11 protein-coding genes, 1 tRNA gene and 1 other annotated feature are annotated in these 8,945 nt (G+C 40.2%); of the genes, 10 read left to right on the top strand and 2 right to left on the bottom strand.

Features of this window, described 5'->3' with window-relative positions; genetic code table 11:
* Window positions 1–817: 817 nt before the first annotated feature.
* On the bottom strand, window positions 818–1,870 hold the full coding sequence (locus GNE10_RS27750) for a glycosyltransferase family 4 protein (RefSeq protein ID WP_185568780.1): 1,053 nt from the start codon (window positions 1,868–1,870) through the stop codon (window positions 818–820).
* 253 nt (window positions 1,871–2,123) lie between these two features.
* Here GNE10_RS27750 and GNE10_RS27745 point away from each other — a divergent pair, with 253 nt between their 5' ends.
* Together GNE10_RS27745 and GNE10_RS27740 are read left to right on the top strand one after the other, a co-directional pair.
* The gene (locus GNE10_RS27745) at window positions 2,124–2,441 is read left to right on the top strand and encodes a hypothetical protein (RefSeq protein ID WP_185568777.1); all 318 of its coding nucleotides are present in this window, start codon (window positions 2,124–2,126) and stop codon (window positions 2,439–2,441) included.
* On the top strand, window positions 2,438–2,806 hold the full coding sequence (locus GNE10_RS27740) for an aspartyl protease (RefSeq protein ID WP_185568775.1): 369 nt from the start codon (window positions 2,438–2,440) through the stop codon (window positions 2,804–2,806). The genes GNE10_RS27745 and GNE10_RS27740 overlap by 4 nt, the downstream gene beginning before the upstream one ends.
* A gap of 140 nt (window positions 2,807–2,946) precedes the next feature.
* Here GNE10_RS27740 and GNE10_RS27735 read toward each other — a convergent pair whose 3' ends face one another.
* Window positions 2,947–3,891, bottom strand: coding sequence for a glycosyltransferase family 2 protein (locus GNE10_RS27735; RefSeq protein WP_185568772.1), 945 nt, complete (start codon window positions 3,889–3,891; stop codon window positions 2,947–2,949).
* A 434-nt stretch (window positions 3,892–4,325) separates the two neighbouring features.
* On the opposite strand from GNE10_RS27735, the gene rplS reads away from it, so the two are divergent.
* The 8 genes from rplS (at window position 4,326) to rplL (ending at window position 8,759) form a co-directional block, all read left to right on the top strand.
* Entirely contained in the window at window positions 4,326–4,688 is a 363-nt protein-coding gene (gene rplS, locus GNE10_RS27730) for a 50S ribosomal protein L19 (protein WP_099069689.1), read from the top strand.
* A 154-nt stretch (window positions 4,689–4,842) separates the two neighbouring features.
* A tRNA-Trp gene (locus GNE10_RS27725) sits at window positions 4,843–4,915 on the top strand.
* A gap of 291 nt (window positions 4,916–5,206) precedes the next feature.
* A complete protein-coding gene (secE, locus tag GNE10_RS27720) occupies window positions 5,207–5,428 on the top strand; it encodes a preprotein translocase subunit SecE (RefSeq protein ID WP_069071556.1) in 222 nt (73 codons plus the stop codon).
* Window positions 5,428–6,069: a transcription termination/antitermination protein NusG gene (nusG, locus tag GNE10_RS27715; RefSeq protein WP_099069690.1), complete on the top strand. Its 642-nt coding sequence runs from the start codon at window positions 5,428–5,430 to the stop codon at window positions 6,067–6,069. Before secE ends, nusG begins: the two co-directional genes overlap by 1 nt.
* Window positions 6,070–6,073: 4 nt before the next feature.
* Entirely contained in the window at window positions 6,074–6,499 is a 426-nt protein-coding gene (gene rplK / locus GNE10_RS27710) for a 50S ribosomal protein L11 (protein WP_073640554.1), read from the top strand.
* Window positions 6,500–6,644: 145 nt separating this feature from the next.
* A complete protein-coding gene (gene rplA, locus GNE10_RS27705; RefSeq protein WP_185568769.1) occupies window positions 6,645–7,361 on the top strand; it encodes a 50S ribosomal protein L1 in 717 nt (238 codons plus the stop codon).
* Window positions 7,362–7,466: 105 nt separating this feature from the next.
* Window positions 7,467–7,634, top strand: a sequence feature (ribosomal protein L10 leader region).
* A 62-nt stretch (window positions 7,635–7,696) separates the two neighbouring features.
* Window positions 7,697–8,248, top strand: a complete 552-nt coding sequence (rplJ, locus tag GNE10_RS27700) for a 50S ribosomal protein L10 (protein WP_099069692.1) — start codon at window positions 7,697–7,699, stop codon at window positions 8,246–8,248.
* Between the two features lie 121 nt (window positions 8,249–8,369).
* The gene (gene rplL / locus GNE10_RS27695) at window positions 8,370–8,759 is read left to right on the top strand and encodes a 50S ribosomal protein L7/L12 (protein WP_099069693.1); all 390 of its coding nucleotides are present in this window, start codon (window positions 8,370–8,372) and stop codon (window positions 8,757–8,759) included.
* The last annotated feature ends 186 nt before the right edge of the window (window positions 8,760–8,945 follow it).

Below are 8,945 nucleotides of genomic sequence, written 5' to 3'. Positions count from 1 at the left end.
GTTTATATTTTTGATGTTTTCAATTTATAAAATTTTTACTTTTTTTCATTTTTATATATAAAGTTCAACTTTAATAAACAACTTAATAGGCTTACACTTATCTGTGTTACCCTGGCAATCAAAGTGTGTATTGAAATCAAATCTCAACCTGTTGAGATAAGGTTCATAGACGAAAATTAATTAAATTATTGATTTCAAAAAAGGAAAAAATTTTCCAATACATACAAATAATCACATTATGATGTTGTGAATATATGTTTTGAATAGCCAAAATTAACCAGCTTTTTAAGAAAGTTTTTAAAAGCTGATGTTTTCCTGAAAAACAAAATTGTATTTATGTTTACATTATTTTTAGCTTAACCTGCATCGTTACCAAAGCGATCGCTGTTTATTGAACTTTACAAAATCGAGCAGATGATTACATCTTTAGTTGGAAAATTAGCAGTATACAAAACCCAAAATTCACAATCACATGTACTTTTCCCCTTCTGCAAATCTGAAAACCTATCATTTTGTATTTCATGCAAACGAAAAGTACTGTAGTTCAATATGCAATATCAAATAATTTGCAAAAAATCAATTGTTTTGACTTGTGATATAGGTTAAAAAATTTAACAACAATCATTCAATTTATCTTAATAAAAATTAAAAAAATAGTTGACTTTTTACCACACAAAATAAAGAATGATTAGTGAATCTCATGGGCAATAATCTAAGCGATCGCTACACTGTTAAGATTTACGCAATCGTAACGAAAAACGAAGCGTTTGCGCCTCGTAATCACGTAAAACCGTAGTTCGTGCGTAAGTTTTGACTGTTAAGACTTTAATTCACCATATACTGCTAATGTTTCCTGATGAACGCGGGCGACACTCAGCCGTTCTAGATTTTGATTTGCCCGTTGTTTCCATTCTTGCAACATATTACTATCGCTCAATAATTGCACTAAGACACCAGCCAAAGCACGACTATCTTTTGCTGGCACTAAAAGGCCTGCTTGACCATTATCTAAGGCTTCCGGAATTCCATCTACTTGAGTCCCAACAATGGCAGTTCCAGCTTCTCTGGCTTCTGAAAGCACCAAAGGACAGGGGTCGCGGTGAGAAGCCAGCACAAATATGTCACAAGATTTGAGGTAGCGTTGGGGTTCTGGTTGAAAGCCTTCAAAATGAATGCGTTCGGACACAGAAGTCCCTTGTGCTTGTGTTTCAAATAGTTGTTTATCAGGGCCATTACCTACCAAATAAAGATGTACTTGGGGAAAATCTGAAGCGATTTGTTCAAAAGCAGCGATTAATTCAGCAATTCCCTTGCGTTGATACATACCGGCTACGGTGGCAATGGCTGGACGTTGTAACGCTAAAGTTTGATAATCTCCTATTTGCTGGGTGCGGGGACTCCCTAACGTTCCATTACATACTACCCGCAACTTATTTTCTGGGATACCGCGCCGTGCCATAGAATCTCGCACCGCCTGACTGACAGCAATAACCCTGTCAGCTAAACCCATCAGTAGGCTAGCACGCTGAAATTCATTGTGTACTGTGGAAACCAAAGCGTAACGATTTTGAAAAATGCGCGCGAGTAAGACTCCCGTCATCATGTGTGCGTGAACAATATCGGGTTGGAATTTTGTGGCGATCGCTCTGTAACCAATAGCTGCTTTAATCATATTTATTGGTTTGCGAGTTTGGTCTAGTTCGTAATGTTTAACACCATATTTTTTGAGTAATATTTCGTATTCACCACCACTAGAAATAACCGCTACCTCATGCCCAGATTTGGCCTGTAAACAAGCCAAATCCACAGCCACATTCACAATACCGTTACCTATCTCTTGAATGTGGTTCAAAATATGTATAATTCGCATAGTTTTTGACATATGTATAAAAAATAAAGATAAGTAACTAAAAGTAGCCAGTAGCGTGTAAAATTTACAAATTGCTACTAACCAATAGCTCATTTATTCAGCCACTTAGCTTTAAAGACTTATTCAGTAACAACTTAATAAATCGGGATAAAAGAAGATAAGAATTAGGTAAACTCTGGGTGATACTTTACAAAAAATTTTGCAACATATTTATAATTAAATATGGACAACAAACTTTCATCAGGTCAAAAATATGACACACTCTTCACCAGAAAGAATAGTCAGACGTGGGAGAGTATTTCCGGAAATTCAATGGACAGATGCACAAAAAGCTGAAGACAAAGCCAGAAGACAGGCATTTTATGAACGTTGTTGGGTGATTTTTGAGCGTTTAAAACCAGAAATACTAGATAAATACTATGGTTGGTATATTGCCATTGAACCTGATAGTGGCGATTATTTTATCCATCGTGAAAAAGAAGTAGCAAGTAAAATGGCCAGAGAAAAATATCCTCATGTGATTCATCATATTTTTGGCATTAATGAAACCGGAGTTAGTGGCAGAATATGATTGAGGGGAGATTTGGAGAAAATGGACAAATTTATTTTGAAATTGATTTAATTGGTAAGGATGGTATTAGTTTTCCTGTAGAAACAATGTTAGATACAGGATTTACTGAATTTTTAGCCATGAATAAACAAGATGTACAAAGTCTTGAGTGGGATTTTTTAAATCAAGATAAATTAAGAACTGCTCAAGGAGAAACTGAATTTGATGTTTATAGTGGTAGGATAATAATAGATAATCAAGAATGGGAAATTCCTGTATTTGCTGGAGATGAAATACAGGAAATTTTACTAGGTTCTCAATGGCTGAAATTATTTATATTAGTTACTAATTATAGCCAAAATCTAGCCACTTTAGAGTTAATTTAATCAAGAATTTCTATATGGCGATCGCCCCCTTGTGCAAGTTGCGTAAGTCCTGTAAGTATGTCGTCAAATTTAGAACTTACGCATTGACAAAAATAGTTTGACTCCTGAATTCTGAATTCTGACTCCTGAATTCTCCTCTACTACGATTCAATCAACACAAGTTTACGAACTTGAGAATTTTTTCCCTGAGTGCGACGCGATAAAGTAGCACTGAGCAAAAACTTCCAAGACTGAGGAGAAAGTGCAGACAAATCAATCATCGACAGAAAGCTTTGAATATTTTTTTGCTTGAGCGCCACTATACTCCAATGTAATTTGAGGTAATTTTTTATATCCTGAAAACGGGGAATTTTTAGACGATGTTCTTCATTTACTAAAGCGTAAATTTTCTCTTTCATTAAAATATTTGTTGCCAACCGTCGAGGCAAAGAAAATTTTTGATTATATGCACCAGGCCAGATAGTACGATAAGCAAGACATTGATTTAAGAAAATAGCATCACCAAATTGAGCAATCTTAATCCAGGAATCGATGTCATCACAATTAGCATCCAGTGTGGAATCCCAACCACTAGTTTTCAAAAAAGCATCGCGCTGACAAGCTACTTGTACGGGTGTACCAAAGGGTACAAGCTCTAACAGCATCCCGTAGTGAATATCAGCTTGTGGGATATAAAAAGCTAAACCAGGGCCAACTTCGGGAGTGCGGGAAAGTTCCACTTCATTAGCATCTACTTGAGCCGCAACACAAGAGCAGATTACAGCATCGGGACGAAGGGCGATGGCCTTAGTTATTTCTTCTATACAATTAGCAGCTAGATAGTCATCATCATCGAGAAACTTAATCCAATCGCCACTAGCTTTGGCAACTCCAGCATTTACCGTTGCTGCATGACCTTGGTTAACTTCATTGCGATGATAAACAATTTTATCGCCTAAGCTTTGAATATAGGCTTGAGTGTCATCAGAAGAACAATCATCAGCAACAACCACCTCACACTCAATGGTTTGATTGCAAGCCGAATCAATTGCTCTTTTGAGCAAATCTAAGCGATTATAAGTAGTAATCACAACACTAAATTTCATAAATTCATACCTGTGGTGTAGCATTTTGCAATATAGCTTTCATTTTCAGGCTGTTGTATCAGTGAAATTAAGTAGAACGACCTCAACATTGGTAGTAGAAGTAAAACACAAGGCAGTCCAGATAAAGCAAGTTTCACACCCAAACATGAAAGTAGTCTTTTCCCCATTCCCCACTTTCTAGTACTCTGCTAACCCAAAAATGCGCTTCTTTCGGGCTGGGGAAAGGGGAAGGGGTAAAGGGTAAAGGATTTAAAAACTTTCCCCTTTTCCCTTTCCCCTTTCCTCTTTCCCCTTTCCCCTTTCCCCTTTAAAGAGCTAAGTAACGAAAGCGAACTACTAGTCAGGAAGGAATGTAATTTAAATGCGTGACAGCTTAGGATTATCGATTTATAATTGACGATTGTGAGTTTTTTTTTTCAGCAAACAGAAAGACTATGAATGCTCAAGAAATTATCCGCTCCATTGAAGCGGAACACCTAAAATCAAATCTGCCTGATATATATGTGGGCGATACAGTAAAAGTAGGAGTAAAAATCAAAGAAGGCGATAAATACCGCGTACAGCCTTACGAAGGAGTGGTGATTGCCAAGCGCAACGGTGGTATCAACGAAACTATTACAGTGCGTAAAGTTTTTCAAGGTGTGGGTGTTGAGAGAGTCTTTCTGTTGCATTCTCCCAGGATTGAGAGTGTCAAAGTCTTACGTCGCGGTAAAGTACGCCGTGCCAAATTGTATTATTTGCGCGATCGCGTCGGCAAAGCAACTCGGATCAAGCAACGCTTCGACCGTCCTTTGTAGTTATCCTGATGATAAAGTATGGGAGAAATCTCAAGGCTCAAGCGGCATTTGCCGCTAGCTTGTTTTATCAATAAAATTCTGCTATGATTAAAATCTCGTGTTGTGTTAAAATAAAATTTAATTCAACGCGATAGCTGAATCCAAAACAGCTTGTGCGCTCTTAGTTCAGTTGGTAGAACGCAGGTCTCCAAAACCTGATGTCGGGGGTTCAAGTCCTCCAGGGCGCGCTCAAGAGCAAAAACAAAGCCCGAAATAATTACGCAAACTGCTAAAATGGCAGTTAGTGTTAATATTTTCGGGCATAGCTATTGCATTTGCAGTTGTTTTGCTTTCGGTAAGTAAAATAAAGTCGAAGTTGCAAACCAGGACGACTGAATTTTAGATTTTAGATTTTGGATTGAGAAGAAATCTAAATATTTAAATAGACGGACAAACTAAAATGTCAAGTTGAGCGTCCTTGCCCTCAATTGGGTAAATCCAAAATCCAAAATTGAGTAACAAACGGGGGATAAACGGTCGTGGCCAAAAAAAATGAAGCAGAATTGCCAGAAACCACAAACGGGTTTAGCTTCGGCAACTTCATACAAGGAACCAAAGAAGAACTTGAAAAAGTAGTTTGGCCTAGTCGCAAACAGATAGTGAGCGAATCCGCCGCCGTATTGTTAATGGTGGCGCTCTCGGCATCTTTGATATACTTGGTCGATGGATTGTTTGCTTGGGCAGCAAAACAGGTGTTCTAATGAGTTTTGCAACAGAGGAACCACGCGACTCAACGTTGCAGTCAGAGGAAACAAGTGAAACAGCAGAAACAGCGTCAAAAGAAGCACGTTGGTATGCTGTACAAGTGGCCTCAGGCTGTGAAAAGCGTGTAAAGACTAACCTAGAGCAGCGCATTCAAACATTTGATGTCGCTGATAAAATTATCCAGGTGGAAATTCCCCACACACCAGCGGTTAAAATCCGCAAAGATGGTAGTCGCCAGCATACAGAAGAGAAAGTTTTTCCAGGCTATGTGCTGGTGCGGATGAAAATGGATGATGATACTTGGCAGGTGGTACGAAACACCTCCCACGTGATTAATTTTGTTGGTTCAGAACAAAAACGTGGCAGTAGTAAGGGTCGCGGACACGTAAACCCCATACCACTGAGTGCTTCAGAAGTAGAACGCATCTTCAAACAGACAAGCGAACAAGAGCCGGTCGTTAAAATCGATATGGCTACTGGTGATAAGATAATTGTGCTTTCTGGCCCATTCAAGGACTTTGAAGGCGAGGTGATTGAAGTCTCTCCAGAGCGGAGTAAGCTTAAAGCCTTACTCTCGATATTTGGTAGAGATACACCAGTAGAATTGGAATTTAATCAGGTAGAGAAACAGAGTTAAATAAATGGCGAAGAAAGTAGTGGCGGTCATTAAACTGGCCTTAAATGCTGGAAAAGCCAACCCAGCACCGCCAGTGGGCCCCGCCTTGGGTCAACATGGCGTCAACATCATGATGTTCTGCAAAGAGTACAACGCCAAAACAGCAGACCAAGCTGGAATGGTGATACCCGTAGAAATTTCGGTTTTTGAAGACCGGAGTTTTACATTTGTACTCAAAACGCCACCAGCGTCAGTACTGATTCGCAAGGCGGCGAAGATAGAAAGAGGCTCTAACGAACCCAACAAAAAGAAAGTTGGTAAAATCACCAGAGCGCAATTGCAAGAAATAGCCCAAACCAAACTTCCTGACCTCAACGCCAACGACATCGAAGCGGCGATGAAGATTGTGGAAGGAACCGCTAAAAATATGGGCGTAACGGTAACGGATTAAAAAAGTTATGAGTTATGAGTTATGAGTTATGAGTTATTGATATTTAACTCCTCACTTTTTACTCCTCACTCCTCACTTTTTACTCCAAAATATAAAATTGTATCGGGGGAGAGGCAAGGCTTCGGAATTACCCCAGGAGAGAAAAATGACAAAGAAAGTATCGCGTCGTTTGCAGGGGCTACAAGCGAAAGTAGAAGATAGGGATTATCAACCCCTAGATGCTCTAGCCCTGTTAAAAGAAACAGCAACAGCTAAATTTTCGGAAGCCGCTGAAGCGCATATCCGGCTAGGAATTGACCCCAAATATACAGACCAACAGTTGCGGACAACGGTAGCACTGCCCAAAGGTACAGGACAAATTGTGCGAGTGGCGGTGATTGCTAGAGGTGAAAAAGTAACAGAAGCAACAAACGCTGGTGCTGATATCGCAGGTTCGGAAGAACTAATTGACGATATTCAAAAAGGCATGATGGACTTTGACAAGCTGATTGCCACACCCGATGTTATGCCACAGGTAGCGAAGTTAGGTAAATTGCTTGGGCCTCGTGGTTTGATGCCATCACCCAAGGGTGGAACGGTGACATTTGACATCGCAAGTGCGATCGCTGAATTCAAAGCTGGTAAATTAGAATTTCGTGCCGATCGCACTGGCATTGTCCATGTTATGTTTGGTAAGGCATCCTTCTCGCCTGAAGATTTGTTAGTCAACCTCAAGGCGTTGCAAGAAACAATTGACCGCAACCGTCCTTCAGGTGCTAAAGGTCGCTATTGGCGGACGTTTTATGTATCTGCTACTATGGGGCCAGCGATTAAAGTTGATATCAGCGCCCTACGAGATTTGAAACTAAGCGAAGCAGCATAGAATTTTAGATTTTAAATTTTAGATTTTAGATTGGAGGCTCATCACAAGAGACTGAAAATTTTAAAGATTTTCAACTTCTTATCTGAAATTCAAAATCCCAAATCCAAAATTAAATAGTCAAAGCCGGAGACAGCAGGTGCTAATAGCTTAATATCCTGCCGAGGTGAAAACTCTAATTGCCAGAATTCCCACCGATAAAGGTGCCAGAAGTATGGCCTCAGAAGTTTTACTAATCAACCCCGGCTATCTTAGCTGGGGTTTGTTGTTTTCGATTTAGTTAAGAAAAAACACAAAAGTAGGGAAACGGCTGATTGTTTTGAGGAGGTGAGATAGGAATGGGTAGAACGCTAGAAAACAAAAAAGAAATCGTAGCTGACCTCAAAGAAACTTTGAGCCAGTCAAGTTTGGCACTGGTAATTGAATATCAGGGGCTGACAGTTGCTGAAATTACCGACTTACGGCGGCGGCTGCGTCCCAGTGGTGCTGTTTGCAAGGTAACTAAAAACACCCTGATGGGCATTGCCATTCAAGATCAGGAAAAATGGCAACCGTTGTCAGAACTGCTCAAAGGTTCTTCAGCTTTTTTGCTAGTCAAAGATGATTTTTCATCTGCAATTAAGGCTTACCAAGACTTCCAAAAAGCCACCAAGAAGACAGAACTTCGCGGCGGCGTGATGGAAGGTCGCCTACTCAAAGAAAATGATGTCAAGGCTTTAGGTGACTTACCATCTAAGGAACAACTCATGGGACAAATTGCTGGTGCAATCAATTCCTTGGCGACCAAGATTGCTGTGGGTATCAACGAAGTTCCAGGTTCGCTGGCTCGTGCTTTGCAGGCTGTAGCCGATGCAGAAAAAGACGGTAGTAGCGAAACTGCTGCCGAATAGATTTCACAGATGTATCGATAGGTCAATAGTCAAAACTCAACAGTCAACAACTAATGACTAATGACCAATGACCAATGACCAATGACCAAATAAATAATCAGAAATTACAGGAGTTATATCAATGTCAACTGCAACCGATGAAATTTTGGAAAAACTCAAAGGCTTAACTTTACTCGAAGCTGCTGAATTAGTTAAGCAAATTGAAGAAGCTTTTGGTGTGAGTGCTGCTGCACCTGTTGGCGTGGCCATTGCTGGCCCTGGCCCTGCTGCTGCTGTTGCTGAAGTAGCAGAAGAAAAAACCGAGTTTGACGTGATTCTCGAATCAGTTCCAGCTGATAAGAAGATTGCCGTACTGAAGATTGTCCGCGAATTGACTGGTCTAGGACTCAAAGAAGCTAAAGACTTGGTGGAAGCTGCACCCAAACCAGTTAAGGAAGGTATTGCTAAGGATGCTGCTGAAGACGCTAAGAAGCGGATTGAAGAAGCTGGTGGTCAAGTAACAATTAAGTAGTTCCGATTAAATTACTACTTTTTTATCGAGAAGCTTGAATAATTCAGGCTTCTTTTTTTGGTGCTGGTCAAATTAAGAACTGACAAGTAATACCGATTCAAAAAATGTTTGCGACAGATCCCCCACCCGCCTGACGGCACCCTCCCCTTGCCAAGGGGAGGGTTGGGGAGGGGTCTTGTCTATGTG

The organism is Nostoc sp. 2RC, assembly GCF_014222165.1.
GTDB lineage: Bacteria > Cyanobacteriota > Cyanobacteriia > Cyanobacteriales > Nostocaceae > Nostoc > Nostoc linckia.
The sequence above is the reverse complement of the archived record's forward strand: the minus strand, read 5'-3'. Positions and strand labels throughout refer to the sequence as shown.

Coding starts and splice junctions, on each gene's coding strand:
- GNE10_RS27750 (WP_185568780.1), bottom strand. CDS start 1,870: ATGCGAATTATACATATTTTGAACCACATTCAAGAGATAGGTAACGGT.
- GNE10_RS27745 (WP_185568777.1), top strand. CDS start 2,124: ATGACACACTCTTCACCAGAAAGAATAGTCAGACGTGGGAGAGTATTT.
- GNE10_RS27740 (WP_185568775.1), top strand. CDS start 2,438: ATGATTGAGGGGAGATTTGGAGAAAATGGACAAATTTATTTTGAAATT.
- GNE10_RS27735 (WP_185568772.1), bottom strand. CDS start 3,891: ATGAAATTTAGTGTTGTGATTACTACTTATAATCGCTTAGATTTGCTC.
- rplS (WP_099069689.1), top strand. CDS start 4,326: ATGAATGCTCAAGAAATTATCCGCTCCATTGAAGCGGAACACCTAAAA.
- nusG (WP_099069690.1), top strand. CDS start 5,428: ATGAGTTTTGCAACAGAGGAACCACGCGACTCAACGTTGCAGTCAGAG.
- rplK (WP_073640554.1), top strand. CDS start 6,074: ATGGCGAAGAAAGTAGTGGCGGTCATTAAACTGGCCTTAAATGCTGGA.
- rplA (WP_185568769.1), top strand. CDS start 6,645: ATGACAAAGAAAGTATCGCGTCGTTTGCAGGGGCTACAAGCGAAAGTA.
- rplJ (WP_099069692.1), top strand. CDS start 7,697: ATGGGTAGAACGCTAGAAAACAAAAAAGAAATCGTAGCTGACCTCAAA.
- rplL (WP_099069693.1), top strand. CDS start 8,370: ATGTCAACTGCAACCGATGAAATTTTGGAAAAACTCAAAGGCTTAACT.